The sequence below is a fragment of the Dickeya sp. NCPPB 3274 genome (genome assembly GCF_000406205.1).
GTDB classification, from domain to species: domain Bacteria; phylum Pseudomonadota; class Gammaproteobacteria; order Enterobacterales; family Enterobacteriaceae; genus Dickeya; species Dickeya fangzhongdai.
The window spans coordinates 2204643-2226134 of the sequence record NZ_CM001979.1; the positions used below are offsets into that span (position 1 = coordinate 2204643).

Genomic DNA, 21492 nt, shown 5'->3' on the forward strand with positions numbered 1-21492 from the left:
GAATGTTTTGCCAAGGATGGGAAAGAACGGGGAAAGGGGGAAACGCTTCACCGGCGGGGGATGGCTGGTGAAGCGGATGACGCATTAGCGGTTATGGCGCGCTTTCAGGCGCTGAATGATCGTACCCAGATCCAGCTCCTGATCCTGCAGCAGCACCAGCAGGTGATAGACCAGATCGGAGGCTTCATTGGTCAATTCTTCGCGGTCATGCACCGTGGCCGCCAGCGCGGTTTCCAGACCCTCTTCACCGACCTTCTGGGCGATGCGCTTGGTACCGCTGGCATACAGCTGTGCGGTATAGGAACTGGCCGGATCGGCGTGCTTACGCTCCGCCAGCAGTTGCTCCAACTGGTACAAAAACTGCCACTGTGTTTCTGCCGGGTGGAAACAGCTGTTGTTGCCCAGATGGCAGGTCGGGCCAATCGGGTTGACCAGAATCAGCAGCGTGTCGTTGTCGCAATCCGGCGTGATCGATACAACGTTGAGAAAGTGGCCGGAGGATTCACCTTTGGTCCATAAGCGCTGCTTGGTGCGGGAATAGAACGTGACGTTACCCGTCTCTTCCGTAACCCGTAATGCGTCCTGATTCATATAGCCCAGCATCAGTACTTCGCCGGAAACCGCATGTTGTACGATGGCGGGTATCATGCCATCGGTTTTTTGCCAGTCGAGCTGGTTTCGCTGTTGTTCGGTTAACACACCCGGATCTCCACGCCTTGTTGCTTAAGGAACTGTTTGAGTTCGCCAATATTGATGATTTGCTTATGGAATACCGACGCGGCCAGCGCACCATCCACCCCGGCGTCCTGAAACGCTTCAAGGAAGTGCTGCATGGTGCCGGCGCCGCCGGAAGCGATCAGCGGAACGCGGCAGACGTCGCGCACCTGATTGAGTTGCGTCAGGTCATAACCATTGCGCACGCCGTCCTGATTCATCATGTTCAGTACGATTTCACCGGCGCCGCGTTTCTGTACTTCCTGCACCCAGTCGAGCGTTTCCCACTGCGTAACGCGGGTACGCTTTTCATCGCCGGTATACTGATTGACATGATAGCGGCCGGTGTCGGCGTCATGCCAGGTATCGATGCCGACGACGATGCACTGTACGCCGTAGCGATCCGCCAGACGCGAGATCAGGTCCGGATCCGCCAGCGCCGGCGAGTTAATGGAGATTTTATCCGCGCCGAAAGACAGGATCTGTCCGGCGTCTTCCACGCTTTTGATGCCGCCGGCGACGCAGAACGGAATGTCGATCACTTCCGCCACGCGGGACACCCAGCTTTTATCTACCACACGGCCGTCGGATGACGCGGTGATATCGTAGAACACCAGCTCGTCGGCGCCTTCCTGCGCGTAACGCTGAGCCAGCGGTACGATATCGCCGATGATTTCGTGATTACGGAACTGTACGCCTTTCACCACCTGGCCGTCACGCACGTCCAGACAAGGGATTATCCGTTTTGCCAGCATGAAATCGCCTCCGTCACGTTGAATTTACCTTCCAGCAAGGCCCGACCGACAATCACGCCTTGTACGCCGCTGCCGCGCAGAGCGGCGATATCCGCCAGCGAGCCGATGCCGCCGGATGCCTGAAACGCCACCTGCGGATAGCGGGCGCTGATTTCACGGTATAGCTCGACGTTGGAACCCTGCAGCGTACCGTCGCGGGAGATATCCGTACACAGCACGTGCTTCAGACCGAAGGGCAGATAACGTTCTACCGTTTGCTCCAGCGTGATGCCGGAGTTTTCCTGCCAGCCGCTGATGGCGATATTTTTCACGCCGTCGGCGTCAATACGTACATCCAGCGCCAGTACCAGCGCGTCCGCGCCATAGCGGGTGAACCATTGCTGCACCTGTTCCGGCTGTTTTACCGCGGTGGAACCGATCACCACCCGGCTGGCGCCGGCCGCCAGCAACGCGCGTCCACATCCTGCTCGGTGCGGATGCCGCCGCCAACCTGCACCGGCACGGAAACGCCGGCCAGCAAGGTTTTCAGCAACGGAATCTGGCGCGCCGCCGGATCTTTGGCGCCGGTCAAATCCACCAGATGCAGTACCTGCGCCCCTTGCTGCTGGTAATCCTGCAAGCGGGGCAGCGGGTCGCTGCCGTATTGGCGTTGTTGACCATAATCGCCCTGATGCAAACGGACCACCTGTCCATCAATCAGGTCTAATGCGGGAATAATCATGTCCGTTTACATCTCCAGAAAATTCTTCAGTAGCTGGGCACCCGCAGCACCAGAGCGTTCCGGATGGAACTGGACGCCATAGAAGTTATCCTTCTGCACCGCGGCGGTAAAGGCGTCGCCATAGTGGGACTGGGCAATGGTACTGGCGCAAACCGGCATGGCGTAGCTATGCACGAAGTAGAAGTACGAGCCGTCCGGAATATCGCGGAACAGGCGGTGACCGGCCTGCGGCGTCACCTGATTCCACCCCATGTGCGGCAAGGGCAGGCCGCGATCGACCATCGGCACCACCGGCGTATCGATGATGCCCAGCGTATCCACGCCGTTATTCTCGTCGCTACGGCGGCCCAGCAGCTGCATACCGAGACAGATGCCCAGCACCGGCTGGGTACAGGCTTTAACCAGGTCGATCAACTGACGTTCGGCCAGTTGATCCATCGCCGCCTGCGCGGTGCCGACGCCCGGCAGAAACAGTTTATCGGCGCGCAGCACCACTTCCGGTTCGCGGCTGACCTGCGGGTCATACCCCAGCCGCTTGACCGCGTACATCACGGACGACAGGTTGGCGCAACCGGTATCCAGAATCACCACATTCATCACAGCACTCCTTTGGAGCTGGGCAAGGTGTCGCCTTCCACCCGGATGGCCTGACGCAGCGCGCGGCCAAAGACCTTAAACAGGCTTTCGACACGGTGATGGTCGTTGCGGCCCTTGGTTTTCAGGTGCAGCGTGCAACCCATCGCGTAGGAGAGGGAACGGAAGAAGTGTTCCACCATTTCGGTGCTGAGGTCGCCGACACGCTGATAGCTGAACTCCGCCTTGTATTCCAGATGCGGGCGGCCGGAGATATCGAGCGCGCAGCGCGCCAGACATTCATCCATCGGCAGTACAAAGCCGAAACGGCCGATGCCGCGTTTGTCGCCCAGCGCGCTGTTCAGCGCTTCGCCCAGCGCCAGCCCGGTATCTTCCACCGTGTGGTGGTCGTCGATGTACAGATCGCCTTTTACGTCGATATTCATGCGAAAACCGCCGTGGGTGGCAATCTGATCCAGCATGTGGTCGAAAAAGCCGACGCCGGTATGGATCTTGCTGCCGCCTTCGCGGTCCAGCCAGACGTTAACGTCAATAGCGGTTTCACGGGTAACGCGGTTGACGTGGGCATGACGGTCGCGTTTGGTCAACTGGGCGGTAATTGCCTGCCAGTTAAGGCCGTCGCGTTGGTAACGCAGGCCGGTGATGCCCATGTTCTGCGCCAACTGGACGTCGGTTTCGCGGTCGCCAATCACGTAGCTGTTGGCGTTGTCCATCACGTTGTCTTTCAGGAACGCGTCCACCAGCGCGGTTTTCGGTTTGCGGCAGTCGCAGTTGTCGCCGGGGAAGTGCGGGCAAATCAGCACTCGCTCGAAACGCACGCCCTGCGAGGTGAAAATCTGCATCATCAGATTGTGCGGCGGATCGAAATTCTCCTGCGGGAAACTGCTGGTGCCCAGGCCGTCCTGATTAGTGATCATCACCAGTTTGAAACCGGCCTTTTGCAAGGAAAGCAGCGACGGAATGACATCCGGCTCCAGCGCCAGCTTGTCCAGCCGGTCTACCTGAAAGTCCTCGGGCGGTTCGGCAATCAGCGTGCCGTCACGGTCGATGAAAAGATACTTTAATCCCACGGTGATTCCTCAAATTATGCCGTTTTGCCGGACAACGCCTGCAATGCGCCGATGACGCGCTCGCACTCGTAGCGGTTGCCGATGGTAATGCGCAGACAACCCGCCAGCCCCGGCTGTTTGTTCTGATCGCGTAAAATAATGCCCTGATCCCACAAGGTTTTGAAGACGGTTGGCGAATCGGCGAAGCGCACCAGCAGGTAGTTGCTTTCGCTGGCGTATACCGTTTCTACGTTCGGCAGGGTTTTCAGCGATTCACTCAGCCAGCGGCGGTTTTCGCTCACCTCGGCCACATTGCGGCGCATGTCCGCCAGCCCGGCCTCGCTCAACGCCTGCGCGGCGATATCCGCCACCGGCAGCGCCAGCGGATAGGGGGCGATCACTTTGAGCAGCAGTTGAATCACCTCGGCGCTGGCGAGGGTGAAACCGCAACGCAGGCCGGCAAGGGCGAAAGCTTTGGACAGTGTGCGCAGCACCACCTGATGCGGGTATTCCGCCAGCCAGCCGACCGTGCTCGCCTGCGGGCAGAACTCGATATAGGCTTCGTCGATGGCGACGATGGCCCGACCGCGCGCCAGTTCCAGCAGGCGGCGCAGATCCTCCGGGTTGATAAGGTTGCCGGTCGGGTTGTTGGGCGAACAGACATAAATCACTTTGACGTTATCCAGTGCGCCTTCGATAGCGGCCAGGTCCAGTTGCCAGTCGACGGTCGACGGCACGATGCGACGCTCCACGCCGAAGGTTTCGGCGCTGACGGCGTACATGCCGTAGGTCGGCGGACAGAACAGAATGGCGTCTTTGCCCGGTTCGCAGAACGCGCGGATCAGCAGCTCGATGCCTTCGTCCGCGCCGCGGCTCGCCAGCACCTGCTCCGGTTTCACCCCGGCATAGGCGGCATAGCGTTCAATCACCTGCACGGGCTGGCATTCCGGGTAACGATTCAGCGTCTGCAAGGTCAGTTGGTACTGCGGCGCTTGCGGGTATTCGTTGGCGTTCAACCAGACATCGCCATTACCGCCCAGACGGCGCGCGGATTGATACGGGGTCAGGCGGCGGACGTTGTCGCGAGCCAGATTCTCAATACTCATGCTTGCTCCTTGAGGGCGTTGACGCGCAGGGTAACGGCATTTTTGTGGGCGGTCAGCTGTTCGGCTTGCGCCATGATTTCAATGGTTGACGCCAGCCCCAGCAAACCTTGCGGCGACAGCTGTTGTACCGTCATGCGTTTCTGGAAATCCGCCAGTCCCAGACTGGAGTAGGTGGCGGTGTAGCCGTAGGTCGGCAGCACGTGGTTGGTGCCGGACGCATAGTCGCCGGCAGATTCCGGTGACCAGTCACCCAAAAAAACCGACCCGGCGCTGGTGATGCGCTCGACAAGCGTCTCGGCATTACGGGTCTGGATAATCAGGTGCTCCGGGCCGTATTGATTGCTGATGTCGATGCACTGGTCCAGATCGCGCGCCACGATCACCCGGCTGCTGGCCAGCGCCTGACGGGCGATGTCGGCGCGGGACAGCGTTGCCAACTGGCGTTCCACCGCTTCGATTACCGCCTGTGCCATGCCGGCATCCGGCGTCAGCAGGATGACCTGCGAATCCGGGCCGTGTTCCGCCTGCGACAGCAGGTCGGACGCGACAAAATCCGGTGTAGCGCCGCTGTCGGCAATCACCAGCACTTCGGACGGACCGGCCGGCATGTCGATGGCCGCACCGTCAAGCAACTGGCTAACCTGACGTTTGGCTTCCGTCACATAGGCATTGCCGGGGCCGAAAATCTTGTCCACCTTCGGCACGCTGTCGGTGCCGAACGCCATAGCGGCAATCGCCTGCGCGCCGCCCAGCTGGAATACTTCCTGCACGCCGCACAGTTTTGCCGCATACAGGATCTCGTCGGCGATCGGCGGCGGCGAACACAGAATCACACGCTGGCAGCCGGCGATGCGCGCCGGCGTCGCCAGCATCAATACCGTGGACAGCAGCGGAGCGGAGCCGCCCGGAATATACAGACCGACGCTGGCGATCGGGCGGGTTACCTGCTGGCAACACACGCCCGGTTGGGTTTCCACATTGATCGATGGCAGCTTCTGCGCGTTGTGGAAGGTTTCGATATTACGAACGGCGGTCGCCATCGCCTGTTTGATGTCGTCGCCCAGACGTGCGGCGGCGGCGTCAATGGCTTCGGCGGATACGCGCAGGCTGTCGACCTGCACCTTGTCAAAGCGGGCGCTGTATTCACGCAGCGCGGCATCGCCGTTATCACGCACCTTTGCCAGAATTTCGCCGACAGTTGCGCTGATGCGATCGGAAGCGGAGATGGCCGGGCGGGTCAGCAACCGGCGCTGCTCCTCTTCGGTGCAGGCCTGCCAGTCAATCAGGGTGTTGAAGCGGTTGCTCATGGCGTTACTCCATCATCTTCTCAATCGGCAACACCAGAATAGAGCTGGCGCCCAGCACTTTCAGTTTTTCCATGGTTTCCCAGAACAGGGTTTCGCTGCTGACCATGTGCATGGCGACGCGATTCTGATCGCCGGCCAGCGGCAGAATGGTGGGACGTTCGGCGCCCGGCAACAGCGCGATGACTTCGTCCAGACGCTCGCTGGGCGCGTGCAGCATGATGTACTTGGATTCGCGCGCCTGAATCACGCCCTGCATACGGGTCAACAGTTTGTCGATCAGCTGTTGTTTCTCGGCCGGCATCTCGCCGTCGCGCTGAATCAGGCAGGCTTTGGAGCGGTAAATCACTTCTACTTCGCGCAGGCCGTTGGCTTCCAGCGTCGCGCCGGTGGAAACCAGATCGCAGATGGCGTCAGCCAGACCGGCGCGCGGCGCCACTTCCACCGAGCCATTGAGCAGACAGGATTTGAAATTGACGCCTTGCTTATCGAGGTACTGTTTGAGCAGGTGCGGGTAGGAGGTAGCGATACGTTTATTGTGCAGACATTGCGGGCCGGTGTATTCCTCGTCGAGCGGCATCGCCAGCGACAGGCGACAACCGCCGAAATCCAGACGGCGCAGCGTGAAGTAGCGCGGGTCTTCGCCCTGTGCGCGACGGTTGAGCAACTCTTCTTCCAGCACGTTTTCGCCGATGATGCCCAAATCCACCACGCCATCCATTACCAGCCCCGGAATATCGTCATCGCGTACGCGCAGAATATCGATAGGCATGTTTTCGGCAAACGCGATCAGGCGCTGCTGGTGCAGGTTGATTTTAATGCCGCAGCGGGCCAGCAGCTCCCGAGAGTCGTCGCTCAGGCGGCCTGATTTCTGCATCGCGATACGTAAACGTGTTTTATCCAGCATGTGAACCTCAATTTATCCTGTCTGTGATGCCTGTTAAGCAGGCTTTTTTAAAAATTCCGGCCAAAAAAAAGCCCCCGGAATCGATCTTCCGGGGGCTTTTCTTACGCGTCTACCGCCACTGGAAGATCTGAGTGTCTTCCAGCACCTATCGCCTGAAAGACTAGTCAGGGTGATGGTGATGATGGTGGTTGAATTTAACGCGTAACATGAATTCGTCTCTTTGTCGTCAAAGTAGAGTGATGTTGTCTGTTGGTTAACCTAAACCATGTTGATGTGATAGCGCAACATTTTTTTACCCCACAGTGTACAAATCTATGGTGTGTACAAATCTATGGCGTGTACAAATCATCGTGTGCGCAAATCACATTGCCGCCAGATGGGCGATAAGGGTACATAATGAAAAGCGCGGAGTATGCATCCGGAAACAGACATGCCGGAAGGGCGGGAGAACGACGATGAAAAAGGTAGCGATAATCGGACTAGGCTGGCTGGGTATGCCGCTGGCGCTGGCGTTACAGAGCCGGGGGTATCGGGTGGTGGGCAGCAAGAGCACCGATGATGGCGTAACGGCGGCGCGGCTATCCGGTGTGGAGTGCTATCGCCTGTGCCTGACGCCGGAGCTGGAGTGCGAGCCGGACGAACTGGACATACTGTTGAATGTGGACACGCTGATTATCACCTTGCCGCCGGGGCGCCTTGAGCGGGCTGGCGGCGCTTATCTGCAGGCGGTGCAGCAGGTGGTAAATAGCGCGCTGGCGCTGGGGGTGCCGCGCATTATGTACACCAGTTCCATTTCGGTCTACGGACCGCTCAGCGGCCGGGTGAAAGAAAACAGTCCGTTACAGCCGGAAACCGGTACGGGCAAGGTCTTACTGGCGCTGGAGCAGTGGCTGCACGCCTTGCCTCACACCGAGGTGGATATTTTGCGGCTGGCCGGACTGGTGGGGAGCAATCGCCATCCGGGGCGTTTTCTTGCCGGACGGCGCGATCTGCCGGATGGTAGTCACGGCGTGAATCTGGTCCATCTGGAGGACGTGATCGGCGCGATTACGCTGTTGCTGCGGCGTCCGCATGGCGGGCATCTCTATAACCTGTGCGCGCCGGCGCATCCGGCTAAACAGGATTTCTATCCGGCGCAGGCGCGCCAGATGGGGATGGAGCCGCCACAGTTTCTGCCGGGCGACCCCGCGCAGGCCAGATTGATTGACGGGCAACGGATCTGCAGCGAACTGGGATTTGAGTATCAGCACCCGGACCCGATGACGATGGTGTTTTAGGTCTGGATGGCGGCGGTTCCCTCGTTAACATCCGCCCCCTCTGATTTTCGTGTGTACCCAAAAGAAACGGCCCGTCAGAGACGGGCCGTTTGTCAGGATAACGTCGGAACGATCAAGTCAGCGCGCTCACAAGTCAGCGTGCTCAAAAGGAAGCCCAGTCGTCCTGATGGTTTTTAGCGGCCGGTTTTGCCGACGCCTTACCGGCGGCGGGCAGGGCTTGCAGCGGGCGACGCGGGTTGTTTAGCGCCGTAGGGTGCGGTGACGGCGCTGAGGATTCGGACAGCCGGAACGTGGCGACCAGTTTTTCCAGCAGCATCGCCTGCTCTTCCAGCGCATTGGCGGCAGAGGATGACTGCGAAACCAGCGCGGCGTTTTGCTGCGTGGTGCTGTCCAGCTCAGTGATGGCGCGGGAGATCTGTTCGATACCGCGGCTTTGCTCTTCCGAGGCGGAAGAAATCTCGCCCATAATATCGTTAACGCGGGATACCGAGTTAACGATGCTCTCCATGGTTTGTCCCGCTTCCGCCACCAGCGTACTGCCGGCATTGGTTCTTTCCACGGATTCGGCAATCAGGGCGGCGATATCTTTGGCGGCCTGGGAACTGCGCTGGGAGAGGTTGCGCACTTCGCCGGCTACTACGGCAAAACCGCGCCCTTGTTCGCCGGCACGAGCGGCTTCCACGGCGGCGTTCAGCGCCAGAATGTTGGTCTGGAAAGCGATGCTATTGATGACCGCTGTGATATCGGCGATTTTCCGCGAGCTGGCGGCGATATCATCCATGGTTTTCACCACGTTTTGCACCACTTCGCCGCCTTTATGCGCATTTTGGGACGCGTCGGAAGCAATCTGGCTGGCATGACGGGCGTTTTCCGTGTTGTTCTTCACCGTTGACGTCAGTTCTTCCATGCTGGCGGCGGTTTGCACCACGGCGGCGGATTGTTGTTCAGTTCGGGAGGCGAGATCGCTATTGCCGGCGGCAATGTCGGCGGCAGAATGGGTGACATGACCAACGCTGTCGCGGACATCGGAAATCATCTGACGCAGACGATCGTTCATGGCGGCCATCGCGGCGGTCAGCTTGCCCAGTTCATCGTGGCGATCCACGTTGATAGTGGCGGTCAGGTCGCCGCTGGCGATGCGTTCCGCCAGCATCAGGTTATGCATCACCGGGCGGGTGATTTGGCGAATGATATAGACGGCAATCAGGATACCGATGATCACCGCGATCAACCCGATCAGCAGCGTAATGTTGGCCGAACCATACGCCAGCGCATCGTTCTGGTTTTTCACCGTCGTGATCAGGGACTTGATCACCGCGCTGCTTTTATCCCCACCGGTCTTCACGGCATTTTCCGCTTTTTTCAAATCGCTCCAGGCACGGGAATAGTCCTGATTCTGCGAGGCGTATTGCCCGGTGTATTTCCAGAGGTCTTCCACCAGTTTCTGCGTTTCGCCGGAAAGCGTCGGCAGCAGGGCCTGATAAGCCTTCTGCGCCTCGGCATAGCGGCTGCTAAACGCCTTGGCGGCATCGTCAGTGCCGCTAAGCTGCAATTCATACGAGAGGTTTTTCAGCGACGCGGTGGCGTAAGCCAATTCCTCCACGCGCTGGTACAACGCGTTGTCCAGTTGCTGATTTTGCAGGCCGTCGCGAAAGCTTTTGACGGCATCCTGCGCATTCAGCGCGGCGATCTGCTTTCTCAGTGCGACCACCTGTTGCGTGGCGGTTGACATATCTGCGACCGATTTCTGGAAATCCACCATGATCTTGTCCAGATCGTTGATGTAATCGAGTTCGTCGCTGTGCCAGGAGAGCGTGTGGGCGCTTTGGGTCAGGTCGGCGGCGTGTTTGACGAAGCCGGTCAGAACGGCTTGCGTGCTGTCGTCCGGGGTATAGAAATATTTCAGACGGTTGATTTTGGCCTGGAAGACTTCAATGTTGATGTTGTAAATCAGATTGGTTTTTTCGTAGATATCGCGAATGTCGCGAAAGCGTATCGCGCTGAGTGAGGACGCCATTACCACCAGCAATAACACTACGCCGAATCCCAGGTAGAGTTTGTGAGAAATTTTGGTATTTTTTATCGTGCTGCTGAACCCCATTGCCGTACTCCTTGAAATAAATTACCTGAGTGTTGTTATTGGTCTGGTGCCGTGAACGTCGGTGGTGCATAAGCCACGTTTTGTGACGCCCGGTCAGTGTGTTATCGGTGCCAGCAGTATAGAGATTTAGTTGTACTTGCGCTGCTTGATAGTTTTTTGTGACGTGAGGCTGTTTATCTGGCGAAATGCCTAAGCAAATTAGGTCTGTTGACTGAAACCGACGGCCGGCTGGAAACACGCTATTCTGCCGCTGACCGAGCTACGCCCCACCCAGGTCTCCTGACGTCACACGAGGCTTTTCTACCGTAAAAACATACCGTGAAGAGGCGGCTGGCGAGGGGGACGCGATACCGGCAAGAGGCGGCCGGTATCGCGGGCAGGAAAGGGCGCTCGAACGCGCGTGTCAGTCCAGGTGCTTTTTGCGGTAGAGACGCCGGGGGTGGCCGATCTTGCCGTAGCGCATTTCTACATCCAGAAAATGGTTTTCAAGCCCAAACTCCAGATAACGCCGGGCCGTGGTTTTGCTTAATCCGGTTTTCTCCACCACTTCATCCACGGAGAACAGCGCCTCCGGATCGTCCTGAAAGATCTGTTTGATCAGACTAAGGGTGTTTTCTTCAATGCCTTTGCTGCCCGGCCCGTTAGGTACGGTAGACGCCTGCAACTGGTAAAGCACGTCTACGTTCTGCTGATCGACGACCTTGTAGGTATGCTGGGTTTTGACGAACTGGATAAAGCGTTCCAGCGATGAGCGCAGCCGCGGATAAGACACCGGCTTGATGATGTAATCAAAGGCGCCGCACCGAATGGCTTGCGCGCAGGTGTTCATGTCGCTGGCGGCGGTGATGAAAATCACCGAACAGTTGATGCTGCGCATCAGGTCGCTTTCGATCAACTGAACGCCTTCGCCGTCCGGCAGGTAGTTATCCAGCAGCATCAACCGGGGTTTGTACTGTTGCAGCATGCGTTTGGCTTCGTTCAGGGTTGACGCAGTGCCCACCACCCGCAGCGCGAAATTCTTTTCGATAAATTCCGCGTGGATATTTGCCAGCTTTCTTTCATCTTCAACGATCAGTACGTCGAAGTTTTCAATGGTTCGTTCAGTCGGCATGGTGCTCGCAATCGGCATGGTGCTCGTATTCCCTGTTTTTGGTTATATGGTGGTTTTCGGAATGAAAATAGAAAAAATAGCGCCGTGAGGCGAATTGTCAGAAACCTCGATCACACCCTGTGCCTGGCTGACATAGCTGGAAACCAGATGCAGGCCCAGCCCGTGATCGCCTTCCTGTTTGCTGGTGACGCCCATTTCAAATACCCGATCCGCAATGGCGGGGTCAATCCCTGTACCTTGATCGGCGACTTCAATGACCAGTTCCTGCTCACCATCGTGGATATACACTTCGACAGGATGATAAGCCGGGGTACTGGCCAGCGTGGCTTCTACTGCATTATCGATTAAATTCCCAATAATTGACATCAACTCGGTTTCACCGAGGGACACGGGGATATCGTTGAGCTGGCAGCGTGGATCAAAATGCAGTTCGATGCCTTTTTCACGGGCGCTGGCGTATTTGCCCAGCAGCAGGCCGCAGAGCGCCGGGGAGCAGAAACGGCTGGAGATAAAATCCAGCACCACCTGCGCGCCTTCGGATTGCGCCTCGATGTAGCGCACGGCTTCGTCATAGCGCCGCAGGTGCAGCAGCCCGGCCAGCGTGGCGGTCCAGTTCAGTTGTTCGTGTCGCAGAATGCGCAGGCTGTTGGCGTAGCGTTTCACTTGGCTGAGCTGCATGCTCAGGGTATGAATGTCATTCTTGTCGCGAAAACTGATGACCCAGCCCTGCAGTTCATCCTCCAGCATGATGCGTACACGGCTGGCGATAACCGTAATCTGGTTGAAACGGCAGATTTCATCATGGGTATCGTTGACCCATATATCTTCATTAGAGAAAAACGGCACCGGTGCGATGACATCATCGATCGGTTTACCGCGTAACTGATATGAGGGCATGGTCAGACCAAGCAAATCTTTTGCCGCATGGTTGATCACCGCGATGTTGCGCTGCTTGTCGATGGCGATCACGCCTTCGTAAATAGACTCCAGCAGTGCCTTTTGCTGCCTGACCAGCAGGCGTATTTCCAGCGGCTCGAGCCCAAACATCTGTTTTTTCAGATTGCGGGAGAACCACCAGGAGAAAAAGAACAGCGCAACCAGCATGGCGACGATAGGCAAGCCGACATGGGCGACTTTGCTGAGCGTCAGGTTGTCGATACGCTTTTTCAGATACCCCACCGACACAATGCCGATGACCCGGTCGCCTTCCATGATCGGCGCTTTGCTGCGCAGCGAAATACCGATGGCACCGCGACGCAGCGTGATGGTGCTTTGCCCTTCCAGCACCTCTTTGTTATCGCCGCCGATCATTTCGGTGCCGAGCAGCGAGGGTTCTTCCGAGTGATAAAGGTGGGTGGCGTTGCGATCGCCGATGACGATAAAACTGGCGTCGCTGCGTGCCTTGATTTGGTCGACCAGGTCGTCGATGGTGGTAGTGTCGCCGTGTTTTACCGCCTCAACCAGTGAGGGAATAATCGCGATTTCACGCGCCTGAATCTGCGCCCGGCTGCCCAGTTCATCATAAAGTTGCTGGTCTACCGCCCGGTAATAGTAAAGCCCCGCGGTGATAAGCAGCAGAGAAAAAAAGATCATCAGGTAGATGAACAGCTTGAGATGGAACGGGAGCCTGACAGTCATAATGTGCTAATCACCGGTAAAGCGCGGAAACGAAGATGGCTAATTTATCATGAAAGGCGTACAAGAAAGGGTATAAAAAATAGTCTTGTGAAGCGCTCCGCGTAAATTGTGAAAATAGTATTCTTATTTCTGCAGTTTTAAATAAAGCGTAAATTAAACGTCACGGAGAGAGGACATTTTAATTACTTTTTTTCAACATATAATTCCATTGGCGGAATAGGTGCCATTCGCTTCATAGAAACCATAAAAACCACGAAAATAATCCCTGCCCAATGATCTTTTATTTTATTGATTTATATTGGAAAATTAATAAAAACCATAAAAACCATAAGCACCATTAAAACTCATTTTTTAATTTGAAGATTGTCACATAATAATTGGTGTCGACCTCTTACTATGCCCGGGAAAATAACAAGGGGAGAAAGTTATGAGTACCACTGATGATTCTTATATCGTTGTAAAAGATGAGGCCTCTGGGAAGGTTTCATTAAAAGAAAAATGGTGGCACGTTCTGGATAACTATAAGATTGGCGTTATTCCAGTGCCGCTGTTTATCCTGGCCGGGCTATTGATTGCGCTGGACTGCCTTGAAGGCAAGCTGCCCAGCGATATCGTGGTGATGGTTGCCACGTTGGCGTTCTTCGGTTTTGCCTGCGGTGAGTTCGGTAAACGTTTGCCGCTTATCGGCAAAATGGGTGCGGCGGCCATCTGCGCCACCTTTATTCCGTCCGCGCTGGTGTATTACGGCCTGCTGCCGCAGGTGGTCGTAGACTCCACCACCAAGTTCTACAAATCCACCAACATTCTGTATCTGTATATTTGCTGCATTATCGTCGGCAGCATCATGAGCATGAACCGGCAGACGCTGATTCAGGGCTTCCTGCGTATTTTCTTCCCCATGCTGTGCGGTGAAATAGTGGGCATGATTGTCGGTATGGGCGTCGGCATTACGTTGGGTATGGACCCGTTCCAGATCTTCTTCTTCCTGGTACTGCCGATCATGGCTGGCGGCGTGGGTGAAGGCGCTATTCCGCTGTCGATTGGTTACGCGACGTTGCTGCATATGGAGCAAGGCGTTGCATTGGGCCGCATCCTGCCGATCGTTATGCTGGGCAGCCTGACCGCTATCGTTCTTGCCGGTGTACTGAACCAGTTGGGTAAACGTTATCCGCACCTGACGGGCGAAGGCGACCTGATGCCGAACAAGCCAAACGGCACCGAACAGGCTCCGGCCACGCTCACCAGCGCGCTGAGCGGCAAAATGGACCCGGCCAATCTGGCTGCGGGCGCCTTGCTGGCCATCCTGTTGTACATGATCGGTATGCTGGGTCACAAACTGATTGGCCTGCCGGCACCGGTTGGCATGCTGTTCGCGGCGGTCATCGTGAAGCTGTTGAACGGTGCGTCTCCCCGCCTGCTGGAAGGTTCTCAGGTGGTGTACAAATTCTTCCAGACGTCAGTGACTTACCCGATTCTTTTCGCTGTGGGCGTCGCCATCACGCCGTGGGAAGAACTGGTTCATGCGTTTACCCTCACTAACCTGGCCGTCATCGTGTCCACCGTGGTGGCGCTGGTTACCACTGGCTTCTTCGTCGGCAAGAAAATCGGTATGCACCCGATTGATGTTGCCATCATCTCCTGCTGCCAGAGCGGGCAGGGCGGTACCGGCGATGTGGCTATTCTCACCGCCGGCAACCGTATGGTGCTGATGCCGTTCGCTCAGATTGCCACCCGTATCGGTGGGGCAATCAACGTCTCCGTGGCCTTGCTGGTTCTCGGCAAGTTCCTGGTGTGACGGTTGTATGACAAAAACAAATAACGCCGCGATAGCAAGCGGCCTTATTTAAACGGGAAAGATTATGAAACTTGCAAGTTACCGCCATCACGGCAAAAACAGCTACGGGATCCACACGCCTGCGGGCCTGATTGATTTGGGAAGCCGGCTCGGCGACCGTTACCCGGACCTGAAAGCGTTGCTGGCTGGCGATGCGCTCCAGGAAGCCGCTGCTTTCCAGAGCGAGACTCCGGACGTCGCCGTGGCAGACGTGACCTTCCTGCCGGTGATTGTGGCACCGTCCAAAATCCTGTGCGTCGGCATGAACTACGCCGATAAACGTAAAGAGTTCAACGAACAGAACCCGGCGCCGACGCTGTTTGTGCGTTTCGCCGACTCGCAGACCGGCCACGGCACCCAGGTGCTCAAGCCGCACTACTCCAGCGAGTTCGACTATGAAGGCGAGCTGGCGGTCATCATCGGTAAAGACGGTCAGAACATCAGCCGCGACGAGGCGCTGTCGTTTGTCGCCGGTTACAGCTGCTATATGGACGGCTCCGCTCGCGACTGGCAGCACAGCTGGTTTACCGCCGGTAAGAACTGGCAGAAAACCGGTGCGTTCGGGCCTTATCTCACTACCCGTGACGAAATCCCGGATCCGCACGCTCTGGCCATCCGTACCTACCTGAATGGCCGCATGGTGCAGGACGACAACACCGCCAGCATGATTCACAAAGTGGCGGATCTGATTGAATACATCAGTACCTTCACCGCGCTGAGCGCCGGCGACGTGATCATTACCGGTTCGCCTGGCGGCGTTGGTAAGAAACGTACTCCGCCGCTGTTCATGAAACCGGGCGACAGCATTGAAGTGGAAATTGAAAACGTGGGTCACCTGCGCAACACCATTGGTGAAGTCGCCCAGCCGGTGAAAACCCCGCTAGCGGCGCCCGCCGCTGTGGGTCACTGACAGGCATCGCCTCCGGTTCGCCGGGGGCGTCGACCCCACGTGTTATGTGGTACAGCAAAAAGCAGGATAACCGTTATGTACGCCGATGAGAGTTTTACTTTTTCCACGCTGGATGTCCGCGTCCAACCCCGTGAAGTGGCTGAAGTCAGTCAGTTTCTCGGCATGTGCCAGTTGGGCATGGACAAGGATATCGAGTTTTTTGTGGTGGGCAGGCATAACGGCCAACTGGTTGCCTGTGCCGGGCTGTGCGCGAATACCATCAAGTGTGTGGCGGTGGATCCCGGCTATCGTGACCTCAATCTGGGGGTGAAAGTGGTGAACGAGGTGGTGCAGTTCGCCGCCGAACGTGGCCAGTTCCATCTGTTTCTCTACACCCGCCCCTGCAATATCACGGTTTTCCGCGGTTGCGGTTTCTACCCGCTGGCCTGTTATGAAGACAAGGCCGTGCTGATGGAAAACACGCCTATCGGCATCAAACAGTATTGCCAGTCCCTGGCGGCGCAGGTCAAACCGGGCCGGGATATCGGCGCCATCGTGATGAACGCCAACCCGTTCACGCTGGGGCATTGTTATCTGGCGGAGCAAGCCGCCCGCGCCTGTGACTGGCTGCATATCTTCGTGGTACGGGAAGATGTGTCCTTTTTCCCGTTCACCGAACGGCTGGACATGGTACGTCAGGGGGTAGCGCACATCCCGAATCTGACGGTTCACGCCGGGTCGGAATACATGATCTCCAAAGCCACGTTTCCGGGCTATTTCCTGAAAGAAGAGCAGTTGATTACTCAGGCCCATGCGGCGCTGGATCTGATCATCTTTCGCCAGTACATCGCACCGGCGCTCGGTATTACCCGGCGCTTTGTCGGCACGGAACCCTTCTGCCCGGTAACGCATCGCTATAACCAGGATATGCACCACTGGCTGGAGCAGGCCGGGCAGGTTGCCGCGCCGGCGCTGGAAGTGGTGGAAATTGAACGCACTCGCGAACACTCCGGCCTGGCGATTTCCGCCTCTGAAGTGCGCCGGTTACTGAAGCTGCGTCAGTTTGAACATATCCGTGAGATCGTCCCGGCGACTACGTTTGCGCATTTACAACGCTATGGCGAGCTCGCCTGTGCGTAACGTGTTTTTAATGTATTAAGCAGGTAAACAACATGAAAATTATCAAGGAGGCCCTGGCGGGCACCTTTGAATCCAGCGACTTGCTGGTCAAGGTAGCGCCGGCGGAAGGCCAGTTGACCGTGGTGATAAACAGTGAAGTCATCAAACAGTTTGGCGCACAGATCAAGCAGGTGGTGAACGACACCCTGAGCACGCTGGGCGTAGAGTCCGGCACCATCGTGGTTGAAGACAAGGGCGCGCTGGATTGCGTGATTCGTGCCCGGGTGCAGAGCGCCGTGCTGCGTGCCGCCGATGTTGATCAGATTGACTGGGAGAAACTGTGATGAGCACCACTCAGCCGAAAAAACTGCGCCGTAGCATGCTGTTCCTGCCGGGCGCAAATGCCGCCATGTTGTCCAACGCCTTCATCTACAAACCGGACTCCATCATGTTTGACCTGGAGGACGCCGTTTCCCTGCGTGAGAAAGATACCGCACGCCTGCTGGTTCACCATGCGTTGCAACACCCGATGTATCAGGACATCGAAACCGTGGTGCGTATCAATCAGCTCAATACGCCGTTCGGTCTTAAGGATCTGGAAGCGTCTGTACGAGGTGGTGCGGATGTCATCCGCTTGCCGAAAACCGACTCTACCGACGATGTGGCCGAGTTGGAACACCATCTGGCGCGCATCGAAAAAGAGTGCGGTCGTGAAGTCGGCTCTACCCGCATCATGGCGGCGATCGAGTCCGCGGTCGGGGTGATCAACGCCGTGTCTATCGCCCGCTCTTCCGAGCGCATGATCGGCATCGCGCTGGCGGCGTTCGACTATGTGATGGATATGCAAACCGAACGCGGCGACGGCACCGAGTTGTTCTATGCCCGCTGTGCGGTGCTGCATGCCGCTCGCGCTGCCGGTATCGACGCCTTTGACGTGGTGTACTCCAACGTCAACGACGAAGAAGGGTTCCTGAAAGAAGTGGAACTGATCCGCAAACTGGGCTTCAACGGCAAGTCGCTGATCAACCCGCGCCAGATCGAACTGCTGCACAACGCCTACGCGCCGACTCAGGATGAGGTGGACTACGCTCATCTGGTCATCAAGGCGGCGGAAGACGGCGAACGCGCCGGACTGGGGGTCATTTCGCTGAACGGAAAAATGATCGACGGCCCGATTATCGACCACGCCCGCCGGGTGGTGGAGCGTGCGCTGGCCTCCGGCGTGCGCAAATAAACGCCGACCGGGTAACCGATAGTTTCCGCACTGGCCAGCTGGCGGCGTGATATCGCGCTAGCGGGCCTCGCAATGACAGGATTGGATCATGAGTAACTTTATTGAAGCACTGCAGAAGCAATATCCAGAAAAAAGCCATCTGCAACCGTTCGTCAATGCCAACCACAGTACCCCCTGGCTGAATGACGTCACCGAAAAACACCAGCGCAAGCTGTGCGCCGATCTGGAAGAAGCCATTCGCAAAAGCGGGCTGCAGGACGGCATGACGATTTCGTTCCACCACGCGTTCCGTGAAGGGGACAAGGTGATTAACCACGTGGTGGACACCCTGGCCCGTCTGGGTTTTAAAAACCTGACGCTGGCTTCCAGTTCGTTGATGACCTGCAACGCGCCGCTGATCGAGCATATCCGCAATGGCGTGATTACCCGCATCTACACCTCCGGCATGCGCGGCAAGCTGGCGGACGCCATCTCTCACGGCCTGATGAAAGAGCCGGTGCAGATTCACTCTCACGGCGGTCGCGTGCACCTGCTGCAGAGCGGCGAACTGAAGATTGACGTCGCATTCCTCGGGGTACCGAGCAGCGACGAATTCGGCAACGCCAACGGCACCTCGGGTAAATCCCGCTGCGGTTCGCTCGGCTACGCGATGGTCGATGCCCAGTACGCCGGTAAAGTCGTGCTGCTGACCGAAAGTCTGGTGCCGTTCCCTAACATGCCGGCCAGTCTGGTGCAGGATCAGGTGGACTTTGTGGTGCCGGTGGAAGAAGTGGGCGACCCGGCGAAAATCAGCGTAGGCGCGGCGCGCGTTACCAGCAACCCGCGTGAATTGCTGATTGCCCGCAGCGCGGCGGACGTGATCGAACACTCCGGCTATTTCAAACCGGGCTTTTCGATCCAGACCGGCTCCGGCGCAGCGTCTACCGCTTGTACCCGTTTTCTGGAAGATCGCATGCAGAAGCAGGGCGTGGTGGCGAGTTTCGCACTCGGCGGCATCACCGGCAGCATCGTCGACCTGCATGAAAAAGGGCTGATTGAAAAGCTGCTGGACACCCAGTGCTTTGACGCCAACGCCGCGGCATCGCTGGCGAAGAACCCCAATCATGTGGAAATCTCCACCAATGTCTACGCCAACCCCAGCTCCAAGGCCGCCTGTTGCGACCAACTGGACGTGGTGATTCTGAGCGCGCTGGAAATCGATACCCAGTTTAACGTCAACGTGATCACCGGTTCCGACGGCGTAATGCGCGGCGCGTCCGGCGGCCATTGCGACGTGGCGACGGCGGCTAACCTGACTATCGTGGTCGCGCCGTTGATTCGCAGCCGTATTCCGACGGTAGTACGTCAGGTAACGACCTGCGTGACGCCGGGCAGCGCCATCGACGTGTTGGTGACCGACCACGGCATCGCCGTTAACCCGGCGCGTCCGGATGTAGCGGAACGCCTGATCAAAGCCGGTCTGAGCGTGATGTCGATTGAAGAACTGTACCAGCGTGCGATTCAACTGGTAGGCGAGCCTAAAGCCATTGAATTCCACGATCGCATCGTCGGGGTGATTCGTTATCGTGACGGCAGCGTGATTGACGTGGTACGTCAGGTCAAAGAGGACAACGAGTGAGCGATGTCGCGATAGACTCAACAGTCGCCGTCTCACTGGAAAGCCTGCTGGCGGCGAAGGAACGCCGCTGTGCCCGCCAGCAGCAATTGCTGGCGCGGCACCAGTCTACGCTGGTGTCGCTGACGTTGGTGACGCCGGGTCCGGTTAAAGATTCGCCGCTGTATCGTCGGGCGATGACGGAAGCGGTTGCGGCGTTCAATGACTTGTGCCTGGCGCGCGGTTGGGAAGCGCTGGAGCAACAGTTACACTGGCTGGATACCGGCGCAGAGGCATTCTGGGTCATCACCAAGGATGCGTTGAGCGTTAAGGCGGCGGCCATTGCACTGGAAGATCAGCACCCGCTGGGGCGGCTGTGGGATTTTGACGTATTTTGCCCGCAGGAAGGCTCGATCAGCCGAACGTTACTGGCGCATGATCGTCGTCGATGTATACTCTGTGATGAATCGGCGCATGCCTGCGCGCGTTCGCGCCGCCATGCGTTACCGGACGTGATTGAAAAAATCGAGGGTATCCTCCATGCCTGGTTTAACGCACACTGAGTCGAGTGTTTCCTCTCCGTTACTGACAACGCTATTTCCTGATGCCACCGGCGCGCTGGTGGCTATCCCCACTATTCATCAGCAGGTGGCCGCCGCCCTGACCGTCGAGGTGATGCTGACGCCAAAACCCGGTCTGGTGGATCGGGATAACAACGGCGCTCATCGCGATATGGATGTGCCGCTGTTTCAGGCCAGTATCGACGCGCTGGCGCCCTGGTTTTCACGTTTTACCGAAGCGGGCATGTCGCATAGCGCGTTGCCGATAACCCAGCTCCTGCCGCAGGTACGACCTATCGGCATCGCCGCCGAGCAGGCGATGCTGGCCGCGACGGGCGGCGTGAATACGCACAAAGGCGGCATTTTCGCCTTTGGGTTATTGTGCAGTGCAGCGGGCTGGCTGGCGGGGCGTCGGCTACGATTGACGCAGGACAGCCTGTGTCAATGCGCTGCGCAGATGAGCGCCGATTTGGTGCGTAATGAGCTGGAGAACAGCCAGCACACCGCGACGGCCGGAGAAAATCTGTTCCGGCGTCACGGCTTGACCGGTGCGCGGGGAGAAGCCGCCAGCGGCTTTGCTACCATTCGCCAGTATGCGCTGCCCGCTTATCTGCGCGCCCGCGCACAGGGGCAGGACGACGAATCCGCCTTATTGCAGACGCTGGTGGTCTTAATGGCCCACAATCCGGATACCAACGTAGTCTCCCGTGGCGGAATAGAGGGGCTAGCGTTCGTACAGTCGAATGCGCGGGCATTACTGTCAGACGGTGTGACCCGACAAGGGCTGCAGGATATGAATCAGGCGCTGGTCGAGCGTAACATCAGCCCTGGCGGCAGCGCCGATCTGCTGGCGTTAACCTGGCTGCTTTCTCACTATCCTCACGTCTGAACCTCGTCTATTATTGGCAAGCAGTCCCCCCATTCTTTTCATGAGTTTTTGCCTCGCGCTTGCGGGGCTTTGCTGTGTGCCGGATGTTCCATGCGG

General features: G+C 57.6%; 19 protein-coding genes, 2 pseudogenes and 1 other annotated feature. Of the genes and pseudogenes, 9 read left to right on the forward strand and 12 right to left on the reverse strand.

What is annotated here, in order from left to right; all coding sequences use genetic code 11:
• Positions 1–84 precede the first annotated feature (84 nt).
• From hisIE to hisL, 9 genes and pseudogenes are all read right to left on the reverse strand, one after another.
• Entirely contained in the window at positions 85–699 is a 615-nt protein-coding gene (gene hisIE / locus DXX3274_RS10070; protein WP_042859675.1) for a bifunctional phosphoribosyl-AMP cyclohydrolase/phosphoribosyl-ATP diphosphatase HisIE, read from the reverse strand.
• Positions 693–1469 carry an imidazole glycerol phosphate synthase subunit HisF gene (gene hisF, locus DXX3274_RS10075; RefSeq protein ID WP_042859676.1) on the reverse strand — a complete coding sequence of 259 codons (777 nt, stop codon included), beginning with the start codon at positions 1467–1469 and terminating at the stop codon, positions 693–695. The genes hisIE and hisF overlap by 7 nt, the downstream gene beginning before the upstream one ends.
• A pseudogene (gene hisA, locus DXX3274_RS10080) lies at positions 1451–2190 on the reverse strand (1-(5-phosphoribosyl)-5-[(5-phosphoribosylamino)methylideneamino]imidazole-4-carboxamide isomerase). Before hisA ends, hisF begins: the two are co-directional and overlap by 19 nt.
• 6 nt (positions 2191–2196) lie before the next feature.
• The gene (gene hisH, locus DXX3274_RS10085) at positions 2197–2787 is read right to left on the reverse strand and encodes an imidazole glycerol phosphate synthase subunit HisH (RefSeq protein WP_042859677.1); all 591 of its coding nucleotides are present in this window, start codon (positions 2785–2787) and stop codon (positions 2197–2199) included.
• Complete coding sequence (gene hisB / locus DXX3274_RS10090) at positions 2787–3854, reverse strand: bifunctional histidinol-phosphatase/imidazoleglycerol-phosphate dehydratase HisB (protein WP_042859678.1); 1068 nt, start codon at positions 3852–3854, stop codon at positions 2787–2789. The genes hisH and hisB overlap by 1 nt, the downstream gene beginning before the upstream one ends.
• Positions 3855–3868: 14 nt before the next feature.
• Positions 3869–4939, reverse strand: coding sequence for a histidinol-phosphate transaminase (gene hisC, locus DXX3274_RS10095; RefSeq protein ID WP_042859679.1), 1071 nt, complete (start codon positions 4937–4939; stop codon positions 3869–3871).
• Positions 4936–6246: a histidinol dehydrogenase gene (gene hisD / locus DXX3274_RS10100; RefSeq protein WP_042859680.1), complete on the reverse strand. Its 1311-nt coding sequence runs from the start codon at positions 6244–6246 to the stop codon at positions 4936–4938. The genes hisC and hisD overlap by 4 nt, the downstream gene beginning before the upstream one ends.
• 4 nt (positions 6247–6250) lie before the next feature.
• Positions 6251–7150 (reverse strand): ATP phosphoribosyltransferase, encoded by a 900-nt coding sequence (gene hisG, locus DXX3274_RS10105; protein ID WP_038659269.1) that lies wholly within the window; start codon positions 7148–7150, stop codon positions 6251–6253.
• Between the two features lie 62 nt (positions 7151–7212).
• Positions 7213–7335 (reverse strand) — a sequence feature (His leader region).
• Positions 7311–7358, reverse strand: coding sequence for a his operon leader peptide (gene hisL / locus DXX3274_RS23710; RefSeq protein ID WP_107760798.1), 48 nt, complete (start codon positions 7356–7358; stop codon positions 7311–7313). (Overlaps the previous feature by 25 nt.)
• A 247-nt stretch (positions 7359–7605) precedes the next feature.
• Between hisL and DXX3274_RS10110 the strand changes: the two genes are divergently transcribed.
• Positions 7606–8427, forward strand: a complete 822-nt coding sequence (locus tag DXX3274_RS10110; protein ID WP_042859681.1) for an SDR family oxidoreductase — start codon at positions 7606–7608, stop codon at positions 8425–8427.
• A 142-nt stretch (positions 8428–8569) separates the two neighbouring features.
• Here the strand turns inward: DXX3274_RS10110 and DXX3274_RS10115 are convergent, their stop codons facing one another.
• The 3 genes and pseudogenes from DXX3274_RS10115 to DXX3274_RS10125 all read right to left on the reverse strand — a co-directional run bounded on the left by DXX3274_RS10115 (position 8570) and on the right by DXX3274_RS10125 (position 13277).
• The gene (locus DXX3274_RS10115) at positions 8570–10528 is read right to left on the reverse strand and encodes a methyl-accepting chemotaxis protein (RefSeq protein WP_042859682.1); all 1959 of its coding nucleotides are present in this window, start codon (positions 10526–10528) and stop codon (positions 8570–8572) included.
• Between the two features lie 403 nt (positions 10529–10931).
• Positions 10932–11657 (reverse strand): response regulator, encoded by a 726-nt coding sequence (locus tag DXX3274_RS10120; RefSeq protein WP_042859683.1) that lies wholly within the window; start codon positions 11655–11657, stop codon positions 10932–10934.
• Positions 11629–13277: pseudogene (locus DXX3274_RS10125) on the reverse strand (ATP-binding protein). Before DXX3274_RS10125 ends, DXX3274_RS10120 begins: the two are co-directional and overlap by 29 nt.
• 427 nt (positions 13278–13704) lie before the next feature.
• Here DXX3274_RS10125 and DXX3274_RS10130 point away from each other — a divergent pair.
• From DXX3274_RS10130 to citG, 8 genes are all read left to right on the forward strand, one after another.
• Entirely contained in the window at positions 13705–15072 is a 1368-nt protein-coding gene (locus DXX3274_RS10130; protein WP_042859685.1) for a 2-hydroxycarboxylate transporter family protein, read from the forward strand.
• A gap of 64 nt (positions 15073–15136) precedes the next feature.
• Positions 15137–16021 (forward strand): fumarylacetoacetate hydrolase family protein, encoded by an 885-nt coding sequence (locus DXX3274_RS10135; RefSeq protein WP_042859686.1) that lies wholly within the window; start codon positions 15137–15139, stop codon positions 16019–16021.
• Positions 16022–16096: 75 nt separating this feature from the next.
• The gene (citC, locus tag DXX3274_RS10140; RefSeq protein WP_038659247.1) at positions 16097–17140 is read left to right on the forward strand and encodes a [citrate (pro-3S)-lyase] ligase; all 1044 of its coding nucleotides are present in this window, start codon (positions 16097–16099) and stop codon (positions 17138–17140) included.
• A 32-nt stretch (positions 17141–17172) separates the two neighbouring features.
• Positions 17173–17463, forward strand: coding sequence for a citrate lyase acyl carrier protein (gene citD, locus DXX3274_RS10145; protein ID WP_033568418.1), 291 nt, complete (start codon positions 17173–17175; stop codon positions 17461–17463).
• Positions 17463–18353 (forward strand): citrate (pro-3S)-lyase subunit beta, encoded by an 891-nt coding sequence (gene citE, locus DXX3274_RS10150; RefSeq protein ID WP_038659243.1) that lies wholly within the window; start codon positions 17463–17465, stop codon positions 18351–18353. The genes citD and citE overlap by 1 nt, the downstream gene beginning before the upstream one ends.
• 88 nt (positions 18354–18441) lie before the next feature.
• Positions 18442–19971: a citrate lyase subunit alpha gene (citF, locus tag DXX3274_RS10155; protein ID WP_042859687.1), complete on the forward strand. Its 1530-nt coding sequence runs from the start codon at positions 18442–18444 to the stop codon at positions 19969–19971.
• Complete coding sequence (citX, locus tag DXX3274_RS10160; RefSeq protein WP_193747068.1) at positions 19968–20510, forward strand: citrate lyase holo-[acyl-carrier protein] synthase; 543 nt, start codon at positions 19968–19970, stop codon at positions 20508–20510. Before citF ends, citX begins: the two co-directional genes overlap by 4 nt.
• A complete protein-coding gene (gene citG / locus DXX3274_RS10165; RefSeq protein ID WP_042859688.1) occupies positions 20488–21396 on the forward strand; it encodes a triphosphoribosyl-dephospho-CoA synthase CitG in 909 nt (302 codons plus the stop codon). The genes citX and citG overlap by 23 nt, the downstream gene beginning before the upstream one ends.
• Positions 21397–21492: the final 96 nt, after the last annotated feature.